The sequence below is a fragment of the Desulfogranum mediterraneum DSM 13871 genome, from assembly GCF_000429965.1.
In the GTDB taxonomy this organism is placed as follows: Bacteria; Desulfobacterota; Desulfobulbia; order Desulfobulbales; family Desulfobulbaceae; genus Desulfogranum; species Desulfogranum mediterraneum.
Genome location: NZ_AUCW01000029.1, coordinates 24,288 through 45,859 on the forward strand (window position 1 = coordinate 24,288; position 21,572 = coordinate 45,859).

A 21,572-nucleotide genomic window follows, 5' to 3' on the forward strand; every position below is an offset into this window, starting at 1 on the left:
AGCGGGCGCCCGGACTATGCAAGATAGCCGTTGGTCCAGGGCCCCTCCTGTGAATCTTTCTCTTGCAGGGAGTAGCTGCCATGGATGCTGATCGTGCCTTTCAAAGCCGTCTCGAGTGCGGCGAACTGCTCAACTCCATCCCCCATGGAGTGGCCCTCCTGGACCGCAGGCTCTGCCTGGTGACCATGAACCGTACCCTGGAAGCCATGACCGGCTATCAGGCCCTGGAGGCCAGGGGGGTGTACGGCGACTATATTCTCCGTACCGATCTGGGCAGCAACGACCAGTTGAGCAGGCAGGTACTGGCAGACGGCAAGACCGTGGCCAGGGACACCACCATCATCAACACCTCCCGCACCACTATTCCGGTGCACTGCACCCTGAGCCGGCTCCATGATCAGCAGGGGCAGCCGGTGGGGCTGGTGATGGTGCTGGAGGATATCTCGCTTCTCCAGCAGGCTGGTCCGGGACTCGGCGCTGAAGTCCGCTCCGAGATCATCGGTCATAGCCAGGAGATGGAGGCGGTCTTTGAGTTGATGGCGGTGCTGGCCCGTACCGATGCGGCGGTCTTGGTCACCGGCGAGACCGGCACGGGCAAGGATAAGATCGCCGAACAGCTCCATCAATCCTCTCCCCGGGCCCGACACCGTTTTGTCAAGGTCAACTGCGGCGCCCTGCCCGAGGCCCTGTTGGAATCTGAACTCTTCGGCCATGTCAAGGGGGCCTTTACCGGGGCCGTGGCAGATCGTGCCGGGATGTTCAAGCTGGCCGACAAGGGGACCATCTTCCTCACCGAGATCGGTGACCTCTCCCTGCCGCTTCAGGTCAAGCTGCTTTCGGTGCTCGACGACCAGGAGTTCTATCCCGTGGGGGGCAGCACCAAGCTGAAGGTGAACGTCCGAATCATAGCCGCCACCCATCACCGCCTCCGGGAAGAGGTGGAGCAGGGGCGTTTCCGGGAGGATCTCTTCTATCGGCTCAACGTCCTCAACCTCCACATGCCGCCCCTGCGGGAACGGAGTGGTGATGTCCAGCTGCTTCTGGAGCACTTTGTGCAGCATTTCAACCGGGTCCATGGCCGGAATATCCAGGGGGTCTCCGATGAGGCCCGGGCCCTGCTGGAAAGCTACCCCTATCCAGGTAATGTCCGTGAGCTGCGCAACCTGGTGGAGTTTGCCGTGAACTTATGTCCTGGCGGACAGCTGGGGATCAAGGACCTGCCCCGCTATCTCTCCAGGCAGCCTGCAGCCCCCCGGCTGCAGCGCACAGCCGCCTCCCTGCCTGCCGCCTCCGCCCTTTCCGGGGAGCTGCGGCCCCGGGCCTGGCCCGAGCTGGAACGACAACAGATCGTCGATGCCCTCCTGGCCAGCGGCGGCAACCGGACCAGGGCTGCCGCCGCCCTGGGCTGGGGCAGGACCACCCTCTGGCGGAAGATGATCAAGTATCAGTTGGTCTGAGTGAGGTAACGATGAAGATACTGCTTACCATCCGTGGTGATTTCATTGCCCCCAGGTTTGATCGAATCGCGGAGGTGATGATTGCCAGTTGCTATGATCGTCAGTTGCTGGAGGAGCCCCGTTCCATTCTCCTGGCCGAGTCTTCTGCAGAAAAACTCTGCGACCTGGCCCTGAAGGAGAATGTGGACATGGTCATCTGCGGGGCCATCGAGGAGCAGCATTACCAGTATCTGCGCTGGAAAAAGGTCAGGGTGATCGATTCGGTCATCGGCCCCCATGAACGGGTCCTGGAGATGGCCCTGGGCGAAGAACTCGCTCCGGGCACCCTCCTGGCCGGGGTGGACTCCGTGGGAGCTGGGGGATGTCTTTAAAGCACGGCTGGCTGGCGCGGATCATGCCTTCCTTCAGCCAGGATATCGAGCATGGTGGTGATCTTGAAAAAGAGTACCGCTTCTTTTCCAGGAGCCTGTTTGCCATCATCCTGGTGCTGGTACTCACTCCCCTGATGATTATCTCCATGCTCTCCCACTACCAGTACCGGCAGCTCCTCCAGAAGAAGGAGCTGGCCCAGATCGTCCTCAACGTGGAGCAGGGAGAGAGCACCATCGAACGCTTCGTTTCCAAGCTGCAATCCATCATCAAGTTTGTCGGCCGGGATGATCGCTACCAGGAGTTGCTCGACCCCCAGGCCCTGGAAACCCTCTTCAGCCGCCTGCAGCGTGAGTATCCCGACTTTGTCGACCTGGAGATCATCGATGCCCGGGGGATCTCCAGATCCTATGTCGGACCGTATCAACTCAAAGGGAGGGAGTACGGTGACCAGACCTGGTACCGGCAGGTGCTCCTCAAGGGGGTCTATATCAGTACGGTCTTTTCCGGCTTCCGCCGGGTTCCCCACTTTGTGATCGCGGTGAGCCGCAGGCATCCCCGGCAGCCGGGTTCCTGGGTCCTGCGGGTGACCATCGACGGCAACACCCTTCAGCGCTACGTGGATACCATCAGGACCTCCTCGGTGGATGATATCTTTCTGGTTGATGGAGACCAGAAGGTACTGACCAGGCCGCAGAAATACGGGCTGGTTGGTCAGCACAGCGCCTTTGCTGAGGCCGTGGAATCCACCAGCTATGACCTCTCCTCCATTGTCGCCGAACACGAGGTCCTGCTCCAGCAGCATATCGCCATCACGGTCAAGAAGATTCAGGGTGGCGAGCGGATCCTCCATGTGGCCGTGGATCTGAAAGAGACCCCCTGGCGGCTGGTGATGGTCAAGGAGCTCTATATGCATGGTGAGGCCTGGTTCTACTTCCAGCTCCGCCTCTTCTCCATCCTCTTTTGCTGCGTGGTGGTGGCGATCTTTATTATTCTCCGGCTCAGTAACGGGATCACCAGCTATATCCGGGAGAGTGATCGCAAGCGCCAGCTTTTTCTGGCAGAGGCCGAACATGCCAACAAGCTGGCCTCCATCGGCCGCTTGGCCGCCGGGGTGGCCCATGAGATCAATAATCCCCTCTCCATCATCAACCAGAAGACCGGCCTGGTCCTCGATTACTTTGAGATGAGCGGTGTCTTTGACCATAAGGAGGCCATGGAGGAGGCCCTGGACGGCATCCAGAAGAGCGTCAACCGCTGCAAGACCATCACCCACCGTTTACTGGGTTTTGCCCGCCATACCGAGGTGGAAAGCGAAGAGATCGATCTCAATCTCCTCCTGGAGGAGGTGGTGGCCTTTCTGGCCAAGGAGGCCACCTATAATCAGATCTGCATCGACTATGCACTGGATCAGGAGCTGGAGCGGATCGTCAGTGACCGCGGTCAGCTCCAACAGGTCCTGCTCAACATCGTCAACAACGCCATCGACGCCATCGGCAGCAACGGCCGGATCATCCTGGGATCCAGGCAGAAGGATCGTGGGCAGGTGGTGGTGACCATCGCTGACAACGGTGGGGGCATGTCCCGGGAGGTGCAGCAGCGGATCTTTGATCCCTTCTTTACCACCAAGGAGACGGGCAAGGGTACCGGCCTGGGACTCTCCATCACCTATGGTATTGTCGAGAAGCTGGGCGGCACCATCCGGGTGGAGTCGGAGGTGGGTGCAGGCACCTGTTTTGAAATCACCCTCCCGGTGGGCCGGGGGCAAGCAGGGTGAGCCGCCGTTGCTTCTCTGAAGAGGGGCGGTTTACAGGGGATAACCGTTAAGGGGCGGGCCATGGGTGTGGCCCGGCTGTGAGCAGGGAGGAAGGATGATAAAGGGAAAGGTGTTGATCATTGATGATGAGGTGGAGTTTGCCGCGACCCTGTGTCAGCGCTTGCGTCTGCGGGGGGTTGATGCGGTGGATATCCACAGCGGCACCGAGGGCTTGGCCAGCTTGGGTGAGCTTGGCCCGGATATCGTGGTCCTTGACCTGAAGATGCCTGACATGAACGGCCTGGATATCCTGACCGAGATCAAGGAGAATCACCCGGCCATCCAGGTGATCATGCTCACCGGTCACGGTTCGGTGGCCTCCGGGGTCAGGGCCATGGAAAAGGGGGCCTTTGACTACATCATGAAGCCGGTTGATCTCAAGGAACTGTTGGCCAAGATGGAACAGGCCGACCAGGACATAGGGGGCAACGGCGGCCAGGGAGGGGAAGCGGATGAACGCGATCAGCGATCATGAACTCTGTCAAAAACGACTGGCGGCCCATGGCAGGATCATGGCCGGCCTCTCCCATGAGATGAAAAATCATCTGGGCATCATCCGTGAGTCCAATGGGCTGGTGGAAGATCTGCTGGGCCCGGCCGGGCAAGAGCTGTCGACCTGCTGCCTGATTCCCTCCCTCTCCCAGGTCGATGAGGGGCCGGTGGTTGCAGGGGGGTAAGATCTGGTTTTCCGGGGCCGGGCCTGCTGAGGTCGGAAGATCTTGTCCGCAGGGTCCGCCTCATCCTTTGCCTCATCCTGTACCACGTGCCGGAGGCCCTGATCTCCGGCTGCAGCTCCGGAGAATGGTTTGGGATATTTTTTTAAGGGGATTGGCCGCACCACCCTCCGGGAAAGGACCTTTTCGTTTGACACCACCCTGTTGATTACGTATAAAATGCGTGAAATCTGATTTTTTATCCACCCCTGGGTGCGCCTACCAGAGCGTATTCAGGGGCTTTTATATCTATTCAGGAGGGTAAGCATGCGTGTTGTAACGATAATTTCTGTTTTACTCCTCAGCATGGTGATGGCCGCTCATGCTGCGGCAGAGAAGGAGTTGCAGGTCGGTTTTGTCTATGTCTCCCCGATCGGTGATGCCGGCTACTCCTATGCCCATGACAAGGGGCGTCAGGCGGTGGAGGGTATGGACGGGGTCAAGACCTCCTACGTGGAGTCGGTCAAGGAAGGACCTGACTCGGAACGGGTCATCCTCAACATGGCCCGCAAGGGCTATGATCTGATCTTTGCCACCAGCTTCGGCTATATGGATCCCATGCTCAAGGTGGCCCGGCAGTTCCCCAAGACCGTCTTCATGCACTGCGCCGGCTTTAAGAAGGCCGATAACATGGGCAACTACTTTGGTCGGATGTACCAGGCACGTTACCTCAGCGGCATGGTGGCCGGTGCCATGAGCAAGAGCAACATCCTCGGCTATGTAGCGGCCTTCCCCATCCCCGAGGTCATCCGCGGGATCAACGCCTTTACCCTGGGGGCCCAGGCCGTCAACCCGGAGGTATCTGTGCGGGTGGTCTGGACCAAGACCTGGTATGATCCGGCCACCGAGAAGGAGGCGGCCAAGTCGCTGCTGGATGTGGGTGCCGATGTCATCGCCCAGCACCAGGATTCTCCCGGTCCCCAGGAGGCGGCCCAGGAGAAGGGGGTCTACTCCATTGGCTACAACTCGGACATGAGCGGTTTTGCCCCCAAGGCCCATCTCACCGCCGCCATCTGGAACTGGGGCCCCTACTACAGCGAGATCGTCCGCCAGGTCCAGGACGGCAGCTGGAAGGCTGAGGCAGCCTGGCGCGGGATGGATGCCGGCATCGTTGAGCTGGCCCCCTTTGGTCCCATGGTGCCCAAGCAGCTGCAGGACCAGGTCCGGGCCAAGCAGGAGGAGATCGTCTCCGGCGCCTTCCATGTCTTTTCCGGTCCGATCAAGGATCAGCAGGGCGCGGTCAAGATCCCGGCCGGGAGTATGGCCACGGATCAGGAGATGCTGGGCATGACCTGGTTTGTCCAGGGCGTGGTCGGCACCACCGAGTAAGCTGCCATGACTTCAGCGCGAGGAACCTGAGCCCATCCCGATGCCACGGTTTCGAATCATCAAGCGACAGGAACGCCTTGGTTGGCGTTCCTGTTTTATTTTTCTTGCCGCCATCCTCCTCTCCCTGCTCTTCAGCGGGGTGATGCTGGCCCTGCGCGGCACTCCGCCCCTGGAGGGGATCCTGATCCTCTTCAAGGGGGCCTTTGGCTCCCGCTGGGCCATCGAGGACAGCCTGATCAAGGCCATCCCCATCTTTCTCTGTTCCCTGGGCGTGGCCATGGCCTTTCGTCTCCAGATCTGGAACATCGGCGCCGAGGGCCAGTTTGCCCTGGGAGCCATCGGCGCCACCTGGATGGCCCTCTCCTTTCCCGAACTGCCCCAGCTGGTGCTGCTGCCCCTGATGGTCGGGATGGCCTGTGTGGCCGGCGGCTGCTGGGGGCTGATCCCGGCCATCCTGCGTCAGCGCCTGGGCACCAATGAGATCATCGTCACCCTGATGATGAACTATATCGCCATCCTGCTCCTGGATTACCTGGTCTACGGGGTGTGGAAGGATCCCACCAGCTTCGGTTTTCCCATGACCGCGGAGTTCGTCCCCCAGGCCATTGTCGGCAAGATCGGCAGCAGCGGGGTGAACTGGGGCATCCTCCACTGCCTGCTCTTGGGCATCCTCTTCTGGGTCTTTGTCACCTTTACCCGCACCGGCTTTGAGCTCAGGGCCAGCGGTGACAGTGTCCGGGCGGCCCGCTATGCCGGCATTCCCTACAGCGGCCTGGTGGTCCTGGTGATGGTCATCAGCGGTGCCCTGGCCGGTTGGGCCGGTTTTCTGGAGGCCTCGGCCACCATCAACCGCCTCCAGCCCTCCATCATGGTGGGCTATGGCTACACCGCCATCGTGGTGGCCTGGCTGGCCCGACTCCATCCCCTCAACATCGCCGTCACCTCCCTGCTCCTGGCCGGGCTGAGGGTGGGGGTGGAGAACCTCCAGCTGGACCTCCAGGTACCGGCGGCCTTTGGCGGCATCCTCGAGGGCTTGATCCTGATGACCGTGCTGGCCGGCGGTTTTTTTGTCCATTATCGTATCGTCAGCGTGAGGCAGCCATGACCCTGGAGATGATCATCCCCCTGCTGGCTGCAGCCATCGTTGCCGGAACCCCGATCCTCTACGCCACCCTGGGTGAGATCCTGACCGAGAAGTCCGGAGTGCTCAACCTGGGGGTCGAGGGGATCATGATCGTGGGCAGCCTCACCGGCTTTCTGGTGGCCTACAGCAGCGGCAGTCCCTGGCTGGCCTTTGCGGCTGCCGGTCTGGCCGGTGGGATCACCGCCTCCCTCCACGGTCTGGTCTGCCTGATCTTTCAGGGAAACCAGGTGGTCTCGGGCTTGGCCCTGACCATTCTGGGGACCGGTTTTGCCAACTACTTCGGCACCTCCTATGTGGGGCTGTCGGCCCCGGGATTTCAACCCTACCCGATTCCCTGGCTGGCGGATCTTCCCATCCTGGGTCCGATCCTCTTTCAACATGACCCCCTGGTCTACCTGACCTACCTGATTCCACCCTGCATGTGGCTGTTTTTGAACAACAGCCGCTACGGCCTGGGCATTCGGGCCGTGGGCGAGTATCCCGAGGCGGCCACCGCAGCCGGGCTCAGCGTGGCCGTCCATCGCTGGTGGGGGATCATGGGCGGTGGTTTTCTGATGGGACTGGGCGGTGCCTACCTCTCCCTGGCCTATACCCACCTCTGGACCAACAACCTCACCGCCGGGCGGGGCTGGATCGCCGTGGCCCTGGTGATCTTTGCCTTCTGGCGTCCGGGACGGGCGGTCTTTGGGGCCTATCTCTTTGGGGGAATCATGGCCCTGCAGATGCGGCTGCAGGCCTCGGGTACCCAGCTCCCCTCTTCGCTGCTGCTGATGCTGCCCTACGGGCTGACCGTGGTGGTCCTGGTCCTCTCCTCCCTGGGCAGGGGACGGACCGGTGAGCCGGCGGCCCTGGGAGTAAATATTGAACCTGCGGATTAACGGTGGCAAGGGAGGCCTGCCTGCCGCCTCCTCCACCGGGATCTTTGCGCGTGATTAAGGAAAAAAATGAGTATGGAAGAGAATAAAAAATATCGCAAGACCTACCCCATCTCCTGGGAACAGCTCCACCGCGACTCCAAGGCCCTGGCCTGGCGATTGTTGAGCATGGACTACTTCAAGGGGATCGTGGCCATCACCCGCGGCGGCCTGGTACCGGCCGCCATCGTGGCCCGTGAGCTGGATATCCATCTGGTGGATACCATCTGTATCTCCAGCTATGACTGGAAGGACCAGAAGGGTGAGGCAGAGATCCTCAAATCCTTTGAGGGGGACGGTGAGGGCTGGCTCCTCCTGGACGATCTGGTGGACACGGGCCGTACTGCCCAGCTGGTCAAGAAGATGGTGCCCAAGGCCCACTTTGCCACGGTCTATGCCAAACCTGCCGGCCGTCCCCTGGTGGACACCTATATCACCGAGGTCAGCCAGGATACCTGGATTCTCTTTCCCTGGGATTCGGAATCACAGTTTGTCCAACCCCTGGCCAGCGGGAAGTAGCCGCCCATGACGGCGCAGGTTCCCGTGATTCGCCTGGAGGAGATCTCCAAGGCTTTTGGTGAGGTCCAGGCCAACTCGAATATCACCCTGGATATCCACCAGGGCAGGGTCCTGGCCCTGGTGGGGGAGAACGGGGCCGGCAAGTCGACCCTGATGTCCATCCTGGCCGGACAGCTCCAACCCGACAGCGGGACCATCCGGCTCAAGGGTGCGCCGGTGGCCTTTAGCAACACCGATAAGGCCATCGCCAGCGGCATCGGCATGGTCTACCAGCACTTCAAGCTGGTGGACGCCATGACCGTGGCGGAAAATGTCTTTCTGGGCAAGAGCGACGGGCTCTGGCTGCGTCATGGCGCGATGAACCGGGAGGTGGCCGAGCTGGCCCGTTCCTACGGGATGTCGGTGAGGCCCGAGGCCGTGGTCGGTGAACTCTCCATGGGAGAGCGCCAGCAGGTGGAGATCCTCAAGCTTCTCCACCGGAGGAGTTCCATCCTGATCTTTGACGAGCCCACCGCAGTGCTCACCCCCAGGGAGTCAGAGGAGCTGTTTGCCACCATCCGTCGGATGATCGAACAGGGCAAGGCCATCGTCTTTATCAGCCATAAGCTGGAGGAGGTCAGGGCACTGGCCGATGATATCGCCATCCTCAAACGAGGGCAAATCATCGATCAGCTGGAGGCGGCTCAGGTTACCTCCAGCGCCGATCTGGCCCGGCGGATGGTGGGGCGGGCGGTCCTGCTCGAGGTGGAGCGGCCCCCCGTGGAACCCCGCCAGGTGGTGCTGAAGGTCTCAAACCTCCGGGCCCAGGGACTGGAGCAGGCGGATTTTGAACTGCGTCAGGGAGAGGTCCTGGGGATTGTCGGCGTGGCCGGTAATGGCCAGAAACCCCTGGTGGAGACCATCTGCGGCCTGAGCCCGCCCAGGGAGGGCCATATCCGGATCCTGGGCCAGGAGTGGAAACGGTTTTTTTCCAGGCAGGCCTGGGAGCAGACCCTGAGCTATATCCCCGAGGATCGTCAGGGGCTGGCCACCTGCCAGGGGCTGAGTCTCCTGGATAACTTCCTCCTGACCACCAGGGGCGGTTTTGTCCGGGGGCCCTGGCTGCAGCGCCGCCAGGCCGGGATCAAGGCCGACGGCTTGATCCGGGATTTTGATATCCGTCCCCCTGATCCGGAGGCCCTGGCCTGGCAGCTCTCCGGGGGCAACCTGCAGAAGATGGTCTTGGCCCGGGAGTTTTATCGTAAGCCCCGGCTGATCGTGGCCGAGCAGCCCACCCAGGGGCTGGATATTGCCGCGGCCGAAGATGTCTGGAACCTGTTGATGAAGGCCCGGGAACAGGCCGGGATCCTGCTGGTCACCGGTGACCTCTCCGAGGCCCTGGCCCTGTCCGACCGGATAGGGGTGATGTATGACGGCACCCTGGTCTCCACCTTTTCCAGGGACGACCAGGAGCAGGTGGAGCGGATTCCCCAGATGATGGCCGGGCTGAAGGACTCCTGACCCCAGGTCGGCCGGTGCCGGTCCCAGCGCTGCCTTGTTGAAGAGTCCCCTGGCGCGGGGGGCTCTTTGCTCTCTTTTATCCCATGGAGGACGAACGATGATATTACCTTACAGAGATTTCCTGCCCCAGGCCGGCAAAGGTGCCTGGGTGGCACCCAATGCGACCTTTATCGGTGATGTGGAGATCGGTGCGGATGTCTCCATCTGGTTCGGCACCGTGGTCCGGGGTGATGTTCACAGCATCAGGATCGGCGCCCGCACCAACATCCAGGACAACTCCCTGATCCATACGACCCACCATGAAGGGGAGGGCCGCAGCCTGGAGGATGGCTATCCGGCCATCATCGGCAGCGATGTCACCGTGGGCCATAACGTCATTCTCCACGGCTGTACCGTGGAAGACCTCTGCCTGATCGGCATGGGCGCCATCATCCTGGACGGTGCCCTGATCCAGCGGGAGTCCATTGTCGGGGCCGGTGCCGTGGTCACGGGCGGTAAAAAGTTTCCCCCCCGTTCGCTGATCCTGGGCTCGCCGGCCAAGGCCGTGCGCGAGCTCAGTGAAGAAGAGGTCCAGGGGCTGCATGCCTCGTGGAAGCGCTATGTGGACTTGAAGAATGAGTACCACCAGGCCCTGGTGGGACACTGCTTCTAGGGCGGCCATGCGCTGCTCCCCTGCCCGGGCCGGTGGGTTGAAACAAGCCCGGACAGGGGGACCCTGGATGGCAGAGAGCGGCTGCTCAAGCGGAAGTCGCTTCAACTGGGGGAGCGCTTTGCCTCGGCCGCTTAGACCGTGATCAGGCTGTTCTCCTCGCCGTACTCATTGGGGGCATGGTCATCGGCCTGGGGGTCATTGACCCAGACGTTGCCGTCCAGCACATAGCGAAAGCGGTACGAGGCGCCCGCCTCCAGGGAGACGGTTACCGAGAAACTGCCGTCTTTCAACTTTTTCATGGGGTTGGCCTCCAGGGACCAACCATTGAATTCACCTGCCAGTACGGCGCTCTCGGCCTCTTCCGGGTTTGCGTACTTGAAGGTGGTCCGGCAGACCCTGCCGGTGGTGGAGTAGCTTTTTTTTAACATCCTATCCTCCCTGTTGTCCTCTTATCAACCGGTGCACCGTTTTCGGTCGCCCCTTGTCAGGCAGCCACGGTCCCCTGTTGAACCACTAGCTCAACTGTAGAATAAGTTCCTGTTTCGGTCAATTCGATAGTAGATAATTTCTTGATGTATCACTTAAAAACCAATGATCCGTCCCGGTCCGGCCGCCAGTTTGGCCTCCCTGCCCGGGAGCAGAGGCCAGCCTCGCCGACCGGACAACATCTGGAGTAGGTTTTCATGAGCCAACAACCGTACCCTTCCCTGCCTGAACTGCTGGCTCCGGCCGGTACCTTTGAAAAACTGGTCACCGCCATCCATTACGGTGCCGATGCCGTCTATCTGGGCGGTACCCGGTTCAGTCTGCGGGCCCGGGCGGGCAACTTTGATCAGGCCGGGATCATCCGGGCCGTGGACTATGCCCACGGCCGCGGGGTCAAGGTCTATGTCACGGTCAATATCTTTGCCCATAACAGGGACCTTGAGACCCTTCCTGCCTACCTGCGGGAGCTTGAAGCTGCCGGGGTGGATGGCTTGATCATCGCCGATCCCGGGGTGCTCTCCATTGCCCGCCAGGAGGTGCCCTCCCTGTCCCTCCATCTCTCCACCCAGGCCAACGTCACCAACGGGGCCAGTGCGGCCTTCTGGGCCGAGCAGGGGGTGTCCAGGTTGAACCTGGCCCGGGAGCTCGGCCGGAGGGAAATCGCAGAGATCCGGGAGTGCACCGGTGTCGAGCTGGAGGTCTTTGTCCATGGGGCCCTGTGCATCTCCTATTCGGGGCGCTGTATGCTCAGTAACTATATGACCGGCAGGGATGCCAACAAGGGGGACTGTGCCCACCCCTGCCGCTACTCCTACAGGCTGGTGGAAGAGAAGCGACCGGGTCAGTACTTTCCCGTGGAAGAGGATGAACGGGGGACCTATATCTTTAACTCCACCGACCTCTGTCTCTTGCCCCGTCTGCCCCAGTTGATTGCTGCCGGGGTCGACTCGATCAAGATCGAAGGTCGAATGAAATCCATGGGCTATGTGGGCAGTGCGGTCAGGCTCTATCGAGCGGCCCTGGACTGGATTGAACAGCAACTTTCTTCAGGCGCGGATCTGGAAGAAGTCGAGTTGCCCCAGGTTTTTCGTAAGGAAATGAAGAAGATCGGTACCAGGGGACATTCCCAGAATTTTTTTGACGCTCCCCCTTCATCAGAGGACATGTTGTATGATACAATGCGTCAAGCGCAAGGGTATGCCCCGGTGGGTATCGTCCGGGCAACCGAACCGCTGATTATTGAAACGCGCAATGTGCTTGAACTGGGAGACAGGATCGAATACCTGGGAGCGGAGATTGAGCCGCTCCAGATGGAGGTGACCGGAATGATTCACCCGGATGGGAGTAAGGCCCAACGGGTCAACCCCGGCAACCGGGTGGAACTGGTCACCGAGCCGCCCCTGGGTGCTCCCCAGTTGGACGCCATTGTCAGAATATACAGAGGGGATCCTGAGTAAACTGTTTTTTTCGACCAGCCTCAGCTGGGCGGCGTCTCCGAAGAGACCCTGATTTTCGGCACGCGGAGAGGGGAAGAGAAGAACAGTTCACCAGGATGGCCTCGATTTTTGCTATGAGACAGAGTCGCCCCATGAAGTCACTCTTTGATGTACCTTTTCTACCCGAAGCATCCTATGTGGATTTTCTCCGGGACAACGTGGACGAACTGGACAGTGTCCACTTCAGTCTCCTTCCCGGTGCCAGGCTGGACAGCCGGATTCTCCAGGCCGAGCAGGCCGAGCGCAGTGAGAATCTGGCCCAGCTGGCACGGTTGCAGGGCCCCAGGAAATATGCCCTGATGAACAGTCGTTTTTATCTGCCCCCCTTGTTGACTGACACGGAAAATATCCGGCCCATCATCGACACCCTGGAGGAGGCCCTCTGCCTGGGGGTGATCGACGGGATCATCTACTGCGACCATTACCTGCTCCAGCGCCTCTCCGATGAGGCCCCGGATATTGCCTCGTCCCTGGAGGCGGTTCCCGGGGTGAATACCATGCTGGACTGCTTTGGCAAGATCGAGTCCCAGCTTTACTACATCCGGGAGACCAGGTTTCAACAACCCCGCAAGATCATCCTGGACCGTTCCCTCAATCGGGATCTGGATATGCTGGCCAAGGTGGCCCTGCAGTGCCATACCCAGTTTCCTGAGCTGCGCCTCGAGGTGCTGGCCAACGAGGGGTGTCTGCCCTACTGTCCGTTCAAACTTTCCCACGACTCCTACATTGCCCTGGCCAACATCTCCCAGCAGGACACCACCTACCAGCTCAACTGCAACCTGGGCTGTGTGCGGCTGCTGAATGAACAGCCCCATCGGCTGCTGCTCTCCCCCTTTATCCGGCCCGAGGATATCGATCTCTACTTCTATCACATCGACACCATCAAGCTCTGCGGACGCTCCCTGGGGGGCGGCTTTCTCCGCAATGTCTTCCAGGGCTACCTCGATCGTCGCTATGAAGGCAACCTCCTGGACCTGCTGGATGCCGTCAACTGGCTGGCCAGGTCCCTCTATATCGAGAACAGCTCCCTCTCCTTTGACTTTGCCAACATGCTCTCCATGTGCGATTATCGCTGTGATCAGTGCGGCTTTTGCAAGGACCTGTTTGAGGCGGTGAGTCACCGCCTGCCTGCAGCAATTCCCGACCATCGTGCGCTCGCCGATTGACAGGGCCAGCCTCTGGAGGTAGTCTGGAGCACTGGTATTGAGCTGCTGTCCGGTGCGGCTGTAAATGGTACAGCCCAGCGCCTGGCGGAGCGTTGTCAGGGGGAGAAGAGCATGGAGTCGTTTGAAGAGCTGCTGGAGGTGTCAACCAGGATTCATGGCCATATCTGCGCCGGTCAGGTGATCGGGGTGCGGATGGCCATGGCCGGACTGGAGCGGATCGGCATCGCTGAGCCCAAGGGCAGGGATCGGAAAAAACTCTATGTCCTGGTGGAGATTGATCGCTGCGCCACCGATGCCATCCAGTCGGTGACCGGCTGCAGCCTGGGCAAACGTTCCATGCGTTGGCTGGATTTCGGGATCATGGCCGCCACCTTTGTCAACCTGGAGACCAAGCAGGCCGTGCGGATTACGGCCCTGGAGGAATCCCGGGAACGCTCCAAGCACTACTGCCCGGAGATCGAGAATAAATATCAGCAACAGCTGGCCGCCTATCGGGTCATGCCCCTGGAGGAACTCTTTTCCTTCCAGGAGGTCACGGTCCAACTGGCTGACTGCGATATGCCCGGACGTCCCCTGCGGAGGGTCCGGTGCGAGCAGTGCGGTGACTGGGTCCAGGATTGTCGCGAGGTCAGCGATCAGGGCAGGACCATCTGTCGTGCCTGTGCCGGGGCCCGTTATTATCAACCCATCGAACAACAGGAGGGGTGAAGCCCCATGTATGTGAAGAAGATGACAGAGGTGGCAGCCGAGGCTGTGCCCGTGGGAGAGGGTGTCTCCCGGAAGATCCTGATCAGTCCCCAGGAGGGGCCCAACTTTGCCATGCGCAGCTTCACCATTGCTGCCGGCGGCTTCATGCCCATGCACACCAACTCGGTGGAACATGAGCAGCTGATCCTCAACGGCCGGGCCCGGGTCTCCATCGCGGATCAGGTCCTGGAGGTGGAGAAGGATGATGTGGTCTTCATTCCCAGTGGCGTGCCCCACTCCTACACGACCCTGGGGGATGAGCCCTTTACCTTCCTCTGCCTGGTGCCGAACCAGGAAGATATTATCGAGATCATCGAGTAGCAGCAACCATTGAGCCGCAGGGGTGTCGGTGCCAGAGCTGGGTGGTCGCGGGCCGCTGATCCGGACCTTCAGTGTCCATTGCCGTCAGAGGTTCGGCATGGGGGTGGGCAAGGTTCCCCTGGATGTGGGCATCCCCTGTCCCAACCGTGTCCAGGGTGGCTGCATCTACTGTCGTCCGGCCAGCTTTACCCCGGGCTACCTCTCTGGCAGCGACGGGATCATGACCCAGCTGACCCGGGGCAAGCAGCAACTGCTTCCTGGTCGTTTCAGTCATTATTTCGGCTACTTTCAGCAGGAGACCACCACCGCCCTGGCTCCGGACAAGCTGCTGCCGCTGTTGGCGTCGGTGCTGGCCGATCCCCAATGCCTGGGGCTGATCCTCTCCACCCGACCGGACTATCTTCCCACTGAACTGCTGGAGCGTCTGTCCGCCCTGGTCCACTTGTCCGGCAAGGAGTGTTTGCTCGAGCTGGGCCTCCAGTCGCTCCAGGAAAAGAGTCTTCGCCTGCTGAATCGCAACCACAGTGTAGAGGATTTTTTCAGCGCTGCCCAGCGGGTCAGGGACCAGGGCAACCTGGAGCTGGGGGTGCACCTGATCATGGGGATCCCCGGGGAGTCGGTTGCCGAGATGGAGGCCACTCTGAGCGGGGTCCTTGCCTGCGGCATCCAGGCCCTGAAGCTCCATCATCTCCAGGTGATCGCCGACACCCCCCTGCACAGCCTGCACCTCAGGCAGAACCTTTCCCTCTTTACCCTGGAGGGTTACCTGGAGCTGCTCCTTCGCCTGCTCCCCCTGATCCCCGCAGATATCACCATCCACCGTCTCTGGTCCACCTCCCATCCCGATATCCTGGTGGCTCCCCGCTGGCAGGTCCTGCCCTCCACGCTCAGTCCCCGCCTCCAGCGGCTGCTGGCCGCACGCAAGCTCTTTCAGGGCTGCCGTTCTCAGGGGAGAAACAGCTCAGCCTGAGCCAGGATGGCGGCGAGCTTGTTGGTGCGACGCAGCCGTTTCAGGTAGCGGTGGAAGGGCAGCCGGTAACGCTGCTGATAAAGCGGGATCTCTTTCCTGGCCCGTTTGATGGTATCCTTGGGAAGAGTGGTGGGAAAGGCGAGGAGGATGGTGTTGCTTCGTTTTTTGACGGCCAACTGGAGGAGCTGATGGTTGCAGCTCTCGGCCAGGGCCCGGCGGGCCCGGCCAAACAGTTCCAGCTCGCCGTTCCAGAGATTGACGGCCAAGACCCCCTGGGGGCTGAGGCGCTGGAGGAGGTCGTGATAAAAAGCGGGCACAAAGAGCGGCGGGGCCATGGACCTGGGGCCAAAGATATCGATGAAGGCCACATCATAGCAGGGGGCCTGCGGGGTCCGGCAGAGGTGGTCGACCACGTCGGCGTGGAGGACCTGCAGCCGTGGGCCGCGGGGGAGCTTGAAAAAGGTGTCAGCCACCCGGATAACCTCCTCCTCCTTTTCGATGATATCCAGCCGGGCCTCGGGGTGGTGGTGGTGGAGAAAGTGGGCAATGGCTCCGCCTCCCAGGCCGCAGAGGAGGAAACGACCGGGGTTTGGGGGAAAGAGCAGGGCGGTCATCATCCAGCGGGTGTAGGCCAGCTGCAGCTCATGGGGACGCTCCAGGTGGAGACAGCTCTGGCTCTCCTCGGCGCCGAAGCGCAGGTAGCGCAGGGGGCCGTCATCGCTCACCTCGATGGGGTGGCTCTCGCCCTGCCCCCGATAGATCAGCTCTTCCATCTCAGCAGACTGGAACGAAAAAAGGCTGCAACGCAGTACCGTTGCAGCCTTTATTACTGATAGCGGAACATCGTTCCGGGATCAATTTTCATACCCGATGAAAATCAGCATTTGCCGCCGATCCCTCAGCCACCGCCCTTGGCAGGAGCTGCCTTCTTGTCGCCATCATTGGCAGAGCCCATGATGGAGGCGCGGTTGACCTTGATGCGGACATTCTCGGCGATCTCCAGGGTAACCACGCTGTCGGTGATGCCGGTGATCTGGCCGTGGATACCGCCACCGGTGACGATCTTGTCCCCCTTTCTCAGGTTGGACAGGTACTGCTGATGTTCTTTGGCCTTCTTCTGCTGGGGACGGATAAGCAGGAAATAAAAAACCACAAAGATAAGGATAAGCGGCACAAATGAAGCAATACCGCCGGCACCGCCGGCCAGCGGGGTATCGGCTGCGTGGGCAATTCCGATCATGGGAAGAAACCTCCAAATAAGTAAGATATCAGCTTGGTGCGGGAATATCCCGCTGTTGGTAAAAGGTCTGGCGGAAGGCCGTGAAGCGATCCTCGACAATGGCCTCCCGCATGGCGGCCATCAGTGAACAATAGTAATGGATGTTGTGGATACTGTTCAGTTGATAGGCCAGAATTTCTCGGCATTGAAAGAGATGTCTCAGGTATGCCCGGGAGTAATGACGACAGGTATAACAGTCGCACTGTTCGTCCAGGGGACGGGGATCATCCCTGTAGCTGGAATTTTTTATAACAAGTCTCCCCTGTGAAGTAAAGAGCATTCCATTGCGGGCGTTGCGGGTGGGCATCACGCAGTCAAACATATCCACCCCATGATAGACGCCCTCCACCAGGTCCTCGGGGGTGCCGACTCCCATCAGGTACTTGGGATGGGCCGCAGGCAGGTAGGAGACCGAGGCCTCCAGCATCTCATACATCAACTCCTTGGGTTCCCCCACCGAGAGTCCACCCAGGGCATAGCCGGGAAAACCGATCTCCACCAGCTGCTCGATGGCCTCGCGCCGCAGGTCGGGATACATCCCGCCCTGGACAATGCCGAACAGATGCTGGCCGGTCTCTTTCTGGGCGTCGCGGCAGCGCTTTGCCCAGCGCCTGGTCAGGGCCGTGGCCCGGATGGCCTCTTCCCGGCTGGCAGGATAGGGGATACAGGTGTCCAGGGCCATCATGATATCCGAACCCAGAGCCTCCTGGACTCTGACCGCATCCTCGGGACTGAGAAAGAGTTTGCGGCCATCCAGATGGGAGCGGAAGGCGGCGCCCTCTTCCGTGATCTTGGCCAGCTCCTGGAGGCTGAAGATCTGGAATCCGCCGGAATCGGTGAGGATGGGCCCCTGCCAGTTCATGAAGTTGTGGAGGCCGCCGAAGCTGGCGATCAGCTCATGGCCCGGGCGGATAAAGAGATGGTAGGTGTTGCCCAGGATGATCTGGGCACCGGCCTGGCTCAGGTTTTCCGGGGTCATGGATTTGACCGTAGCCTGGGTGCCCACGGGCATGAAGACCGGGGTCTTGATGGTCCCGTGGAGGGTGGTGACCTCTCCTGCGCGGGCAGCGCATTCCGAGGAGCTGTGGAGCAGGGTGAAGGGTGAGCTTGTCATGGGGCCTTATGTGTAAAAGGAGGTAAGGTTAAATAAAGAATATAGGTCCTTTTCCAGCGTCTGTCACCTCGACAGGCCTGGATCCGGGGTTTAGTGGTTGGCCGTGGTGGCCAGTTTCAGCCCCAGGAGGATCAGCACCGCTCCGGTCAGCCGTTCAAACCAGTGGCCGATCTTTAAAAAAGAGCTGCGCACCGGGGCGTGGCCGAAGAACAGGGAGAGCAGGCTGAACCAGATCCCGGTGGCCACCGCCATGTAGAGTCCATAGCCGACCTGGATGGGCAGGGGCGTTGCCGGCTGGATGACCACGGTGAACAGGGAGAGGAAGAACAGGGTCGCCTTGGGATTGAGTCCGTTGGTGAGAAAGCCGGTCCAGATCGCCTGACGGATCGTGGGTGTTTGGCAGGCCTTCTCCCCCACCAGGATGGCCTGGTTTTGGGGGCGGGCAGCCAGGCAGCGGATGCCCAGGTAGAAGAGGTAGCAGGCGCCGACCAGCTTCATCAGGGTAAAGGCCAGGATGGACTGGGAGACGATCACCCCGATACCCAGCAGGCAGTAGCAGACGTGGATAAGGATGCCGCAGGCCACTCCCAGGCTGGACCAGAGGGCGGTGGCCCTGCCATGGCTGATGGATTGACGGACGATGATGGCAAAATCAGGTCCAGGACTGGCTACGGCCAGGAGGTGGACCAGGGCAATGGTGCAGAGTTGGGAGATGTAGAGTTCGTTCATGGCGGCCTCAGCGCAGGATAGAGAGAAAGGGTGTGGCCATTTATACGCTTCCCGGCTGTTTTTCGCAAGTCTCCAGGCCTGCCCCCCAGGGGCGGATCGTTGCCAGCCAGGCCCAGGCTCGGGGGCGACGGCCACCGAATCGATCCGCTGAAAAGGCGTTGACCTTTGGCTGAGAATCGGGCAACAATAGACTATTATTCAACAAGTTTTCCGGAAACAGGCTGTGGGCCCCGGGTCCACGGGAACAGTGAGTCCCGTCTCTGAGAGGAGGCTGGCTGAAAAGCGTGCAGCTCGGGCTGCAGAGGGAGAAGCGATGAGAACCAAGAGGTTGATCGGGCTGGTCGTCGGGCTGGTGCTGAGCTGTTTGTGCTCCACCATGGTCTATGCCGATGAGGTGGAGGATGTGGTCAAGGAGGCCATGGAGTTTTATAAACAGGGGGACTATTCCAGTGCTGCCGGCAACCTGGAATATGCGGCCCAGTTGATTCGCCAGAAGAAGGGCGGTCAACTGGAGTCCATCCTGCCCAAGGCCCTGCCCGGCTGGACGGCAGAGGATGCCTCTTCCCAGGCCATGGGGGCGGCCATGTTCGGCGGCGGGGTCACCGCGGAACGCAGCTTTGCCAAGGGCGACAGCAGGGTCACGGTCCAGATCGTCACCGACTCGCCCATGCTCCAGGGCTTGATGATGCTCTTCAGCAATCCGGCCTATGCCATGGCCGACGGCGGTAAGCTGGAACGGATTAACGGCCAGAAGGCCATTGTCAAGTATGGTGAGAGCGGCAGGGACGGTGATATCAAGATGATCATCGCCAACCGTTTCCTGGTCTCGGTGGAGGGCAGTCAGGTCAGTAAGGATGATCTCAAGGCCTATGCCAAGGGGATCGATCTGAAAAAGCTTTCCAGCCTCTAAGGAAGCTCTACCGGGTATGGAACAGGGCGCCGGCTGAGCAGGGTGAGGAGAGCAGGCATCGTCCCCGATGCCTGCTCTCTGTGCCAGCGGGCGAGGGCCGACGATTCAGCCGTCCAAGCTGACCAGTTCGATGTCAAAGGTCAGCTCTTGCCCTGCCAGAGGCGGGTTGGCGTCCAGGGAGACGGACTCTTCCGTCACCTCGGTGATCCGGACCATCAGGGGCTGATTCTGCTCATTCATCAACTGGAGCTGCATCCCTACCTCGGGCTTGATGTCTGCAGGCACCTGATCACGGGGAAAGGTCAGGACCATCTCTTCGTTGCGGGGGCCATAGGCCTTGTCCACCGGAATGGTCACCGTCTTGTTCTCTCCGCAGGCCATGCCGAGGACCGCCTCTTCAAAACCCGGGATTACCTGGCCTGCACCAATGGTGAAGGGCAGGGGATCACGGCCATCCGAGGAATCAAAAACCGTCCCGTCCGTCAGTCTACCGGTATAATGGATGGTTACCTTATCACCATCTTTTGCCTGTGTCATGGCTGTCTCCTGCGTTAAATGTTTGATGCGTCCCCAGGCCTCTTTTTTGCCGGGCGCTCAGGGGATCGATATGGGGGTTCGCCTCGGTCGCAGTCCATCCTTAGAGGGGAGGGGGTGGAGAGCAGGTCAGATAGGTGTGCGGCTGACGTGTTCCAGATCTCTGGCAAGCAGCCCGCCAAAAGGATATGCAACGAGCAGGGCAGAGAGGCCCTGCTGCAACGAAGATCTGCCTTGATCTACCAGGCGATCCGGGGAAATGCAATTTTTTTTCTGGAAAAGTTCAGCAGGGCCAGCAGCAAAAGGTGGATCCCTTCCTTGACTGGCCCGCTAGCTGACCTAAGGTTGAAACAGGGACCGTCTTTCCCTGGGGAAAGGCGGTGGTGGACAAGCTTGGCAGGGAGGAGATCCCATGACAGAGCCCCATTATATTGTTGCCGGTTGGCTGTTTGATGGCAGTGGCAAACCTGTGGCCCGGCAGATGCTGCTTGCGGTGAAAGAGGGACGCTGGGCCGGGTGGGAGCCGTGCAGCGGGGAGCGGCTCGCCGAACTCTCTGCCCAGGCTGTGGTGGAGGAACTCTCCCACTGTACCATCCTGCCCCCCCTGGTCGATGGCCGTGCCCACCTGGCCCTCTCAGCCACCACGGATCTCGGCAAACGGCAGGAACAGCAGCGTGCCTCCCCTGAACAGTTGCGTCTGCAGCTCAGCAGGCACCTGCGGGATCACTTCAGTCATGGTATCCTGGCGGTGGCTGATCCCGCATATCGGCAGGTCCCCTCATCTCCACAGGGTCAGGCGCTCCGGCACTGGCAGGATGCAACCGAGGCGGCCGACTTTCCCCTTCCTATCCGGCTCTGTCCGGATGCAGGGGAGAAAGAGCCGGATCCCTCCCCGGGCGGATTCTTCCAGGGGCCCTGCCAGGGGCGGGAGCAACTGGAGGAGCTGGCCAGGCAGGGGGGGGCCTGGATGCCCAGCCTGCTCGCCTTGAAGAGCCAGGATCCCGCGCGCCTGCCGGAGCAGCTTGCCCTGGTGGCCGAGGCCCGCAGCCTGGGGGTACGGCTGGTGGTGGGGACCTGTGCCTAGAAATGACAACCTAAAATTGACCACCTGTGCTAACTGAATTTTGACCACCTATTATTGTTTGAAAGTTACCGGTTAAGGGGAACTCGGCATCGTTTTTAAGCCGGGCCAGCCCCAGCATAGGGAGCCCCCGGGGGCTCCCTATGCTGGGGCTGGCCCGGCGGTTTCTATTTTCGCTTTGCCGCCATCTCTTGCTCGGCCAGGCTTTGCTTTAATCGATAGCTTTTCCAGTCACATGTGATGATATGCGCCTTATGCGTTAAACGATCAAGCAACGCCCCTGTCATTATCGGATCGCCAAAAACCTGCGACCAGTCTGCAAAGCC

General features: G+C 60.6%; 25 protein-coding genes. 18 read left to right on the forward strand and 7 right to left on the reverse strand.

Annotation, left to right across the window (positions count from 1 at the left end; translation table 11 throughout):
- The first annotated feature begins 80 nt into the window (after positions 1-80).
- From G494_RS0113340 to G494_RS0113390, 11 genes are all read left to right on the forward strand, one after another.
- Positions 81-1,457 (forward strand): sigma-54 interaction domain-containing protein, encoded by a 1,377-nt coding sequence (locus tag G494_RS0113340; RefSeq protein ID WP_028584946.1) that lies wholly within the window; start codon positions 81-83, stop codon positions 1,455-1,457.
- Between the two features lie 11 nt (positions 1,458-1,468).
- Positions 1,469-1,828 (forward strand): NifB/NifX family molybdenum-iron cluster-binding protein, encoded by a 360-nt coding sequence (locus G494_RS23455; RefSeq protein ID WP_035246504.1) that lies wholly within the window; start codon positions 1,469-1,471, stop codon positions 1,826-1,828.
- Entirely contained in the window at positions 1,819-3,603 is a 1,785-nt protein-coding gene (locus G494_RS25575; protein ID WP_028584947.1) for a sensor histidine kinase, read from the forward strand. The genes G494_RS23455 and G494_RS25575 overlap by 10 nt, the downstream gene beginning before the upstream one ends.
- A 94-nt stretch (positions 3,604-3,697) precedes the next feature.
- Positions 3,698-4,117, forward strand: a complete 420-nt coding sequence (locus tag G494_RS23465) for a response regulator (protein ID WP_035246506.1) — start codon at positions 3,698-3,700, stop codon at positions 4,115-4,117.
- Positions 4,095-4,319: a hypothetical protein gene (locus G494_RS0113360; RefSeq protein ID WP_028584948.1), complete on the forward strand. Its 225-nt coding sequence runs from the start codon at positions 4,095-4,097 to the stop codon at positions 4,317-4,319. The genes G494_RS23465 and G494_RS0113360 overlap by 23 nt, the downstream gene beginning before the upstream one ends.
- Before the next feature lie 303 nt (positions 4,320-4,622).
- A complete protein-coding gene (locus G494_RS0113365) occupies positions 4,623-5,684 on the forward strand; it encodes a BMP family ABC transporter substrate-binding protein (protein WP_028584949.1) in 1,062 nt (353 codons plus the stop codon).
- Positions 5,685-5,724: 40 nt separating this feature from the next.
- Positions 5,725-6,789: an ABC transporter permease gene (locus G494_RS0113370; protein WP_028584950.1), complete on the forward strand. Its 1,065-nt coding sequence runs from the start codon at positions 5,725-5,727 to the stop codon at positions 6,787-6,789.
- Positions 6,786-7,706 (forward strand): ABC transporter permease, encoded by a 921-nt coding sequence (locus G494_RS0113375; RefSeq protein ID WP_028584951.1) that lies wholly within the window; start codon positions 6,786-6,788, stop codon positions 7,704-7,706. The genes G494_RS0113370 and G494_RS0113375 overlap by 4 nt, the downstream gene beginning before the upstream one ends.
- A 72-nt stretch (positions 7,707-7,778) precedes the next feature.
- Positions 7,779-8,261: a xanthine phosphoribosyltransferase gene (gene gpt / locus G494_RS0113380; protein ID WP_028584952.1), complete on the forward strand. Its 483-nt coding sequence runs from the start codon at positions 7,779-7,781 to the stop codon at positions 8,259-8,261.
- Between the two features lie 6 nt (positions 8,262-8,267).
- Positions 8,268-9,761 carry an ABC transporter ATP-binding protein gene (locus G494_RS0113385; RefSeq protein ID WP_028584953.1) on the forward strand — a complete coding sequence of 498 codons (1,494 nt, stop codon included), beginning with the start codon at positions 8,268-8,270 and terminating at the stop codon, positions 9,759-9,761.
- Positions 9,762-9,858: 97 nt separating this feature from the next.
- Complete coding sequence (locus G494_RS0113390) at positions 9,859-10,413, forward strand: gamma carbonic anhydrase family protein (RefSeq protein WP_028584954.1); 555 nt, start codon at positions 9,859-9,861, stop codon at positions 10,411-10,413.
- Between the two features lie 131 nt (positions 10,414-10,544).
- Here the strand turns inward: G494_RS0113390 and G494_RS0113395 are convergent, their stop codons facing one another.
- The gene (locus G494_RS0113395; RefSeq protein ID WP_028584955.1) at positions 10,545-10,841 is read right to left on the reverse strand and encodes an isoamylase early set domain-containing protein; all 297 of its coding nucleotides are present in this window, start codon (positions 10,839-10,841) and stop codon (positions 10,545-10,547) included.
- Between the two features lie 255 nt (positions 10,842-11,096).
- Between G494_RS0113395 and G494_RS23470 the strand changes: the two genes are divergently transcribed.
- The 5 genes from G494_RS23470 (at position 11,097) to G494_RS0113420 (ending at position 15,599) form a co-directional block, all read left to right on the forward strand.
- Positions 11,097-12,356: a U32 family peptidase gene (locus G494_RS23470; protein WP_035246509.1), complete on the forward strand. Its 1,260-nt coding sequence runs from the start codon at positions 11,097-11,099 to the stop codon at positions 12,354-12,356.
- A gap of 131 nt (positions 12,357-12,487) precedes the next feature.
- The gene (locus tag G494_RS23475; protein ID WP_035246512.1) at positions 12,488-13,561 is read left to right on the forward strand and encodes a hypothetical protein; all 1,074 of its coding nucleotides are present in this window, start codon (positions 12,488-12,490) and stop codon (positions 13,559-13,561) included.
- Positions 13,562-13,672: 111 nt separating this feature from the next.
- Positions 13,673-14,269: an FmdE family protein gene (locus G494_RS0113410; RefSeq protein ID WP_028584956.1), complete on the forward strand. Its 597-nt coding sequence runs from the start codon at positions 13,673-13,675 to the stop codon at positions 14,267-14,269.
- A gap of 6 nt (positions 14,270-14,275) precedes the next feature.
- Positions 14,276-14,629, forward strand: coding sequence for a cupin domain-containing protein (locus G494_RS0113415; protein ID WP_028584957.1), 354 nt, complete (start codon positions 14,276-14,278; stop codon positions 14,627-14,629).
- Between the two features lie 22 nt (positions 14,630-14,651).
- Positions 14,652-15,599: a radical SAM protein gene (locus tag G494_RS0113420; RefSeq protein WP_028584958.1), complete on the forward strand. Its 948-nt coding sequence runs from the start codon at positions 14,652-14,654 to the stop codon at positions 15,597-15,599.
- Here the strand turns inward: G494_RS0113420 and G494_RS25580 are convergent.
- The 4 genes from G494_RS25580 to G494_RS0113440 all read right to left on the reverse strand — a co-directional run bounded on the left by G494_RS25580 (position 15,575) and on the right by G494_RS0113440 (position 18,721).
- A complete protein-coding gene (locus G494_RS25580) occupies positions 15,575-16,372 on the reverse strand; it encodes a spermine/spermidine synthase domain-containing protein (RefSeq protein ID WP_028584959.1) in 798 nt (265 codons plus the stop codon). The genes G494_RS0113420 and G494_RS25580 overlap by 25 nt on opposite strands.
- Before the next feature lie 125 nt (positions 16,373-16,497).
- Complete coding sequence (gene yajC, locus G494_RS0113430) at positions 16,498-16,839, reverse strand: preprotein translocase subunit YajC (protein WP_028584960.1); 342 nt, start codon at positions 16,837-16,839, stop codon at positions 16,498-16,500.
- A 28-nt stretch (positions 16,840-16,867) separates the two neighbouring features.
- Positions 16,868-17,992 (reverse strand): tRNA guanosine(34) transglycosylase Tgt, encoded by a 1,125-nt coding sequence (tgt, locus tag G494_RS0113435; RefSeq protein ID WP_035246514.1) that lies wholly within the window; start codon positions 17,990-17,992, stop codon positions 16,868-16,870.
- A gap of 90 nt (positions 17,993-18,082) precedes the next feature.
- Entirely contained in the window at positions 18,083-18,721 is a 639-nt protein-coding gene (locus G494_RS0113440; protein WP_028584962.1) for a LysE family transporter, read from the reverse strand.
- Positions 18,722-19,034: 313 nt separating this feature from the next.
- Here G494_RS0113440 and G494_RS0113445 point away from each other — a divergent pair, with 313 nt between their 5' ends.
- Positions 19,035-19,631, forward strand: a complete 597-nt coding sequence (locus G494_RS0113445; RefSeq protein WP_028584963.1) for an outer membrane protein assembly factor BamD — start codon at positions 19,035-19,037, stop codon at positions 19,629-19,631.
- A gap of 105 nt (positions 19,632-19,736) precedes the next feature.
- Here G494_RS0113445 and G494_RS0113450 read toward each other — a convergent pair whose 3' ends face one another.
- Positions 19,737-20,168, reverse strand: coding sequence for an FKBP-type peptidyl-prolyl cis-trans isomerase (locus G494_RS0113450; RefSeq protein ID WP_028584964.1), 432 nt, complete (start codon positions 20,166-20,168; stop codon positions 19,737-19,739).
- A gap of 409 nt (positions 20,169-20,577) precedes the next feature.
- Here G494_RS0113450 and G494_RS0113455 point away from each other — a divergent pair, with 409 nt between their 5' ends.
- Complete coding sequence (locus G494_RS0113455) at positions 20,578-21,249, forward strand: hypothetical protein (protein WP_028584965.1); 672 nt, start codon at positions 20,578-20,580, stop codon at positions 21,247-21,249.
- Between the two features lie 164 nt (positions 21,250-21,413).
- On the opposite strand, the gene G494_RS26215 is transcribed toward G494_RS0113455, so the two are convergent.
- Positions 21,414-21,572: ATP-binding protein (locus G494_RS26215; protein ID WP_161629994.1), on the reverse strand; the 159-nt coding region annotated here is incomplete at its 5' end.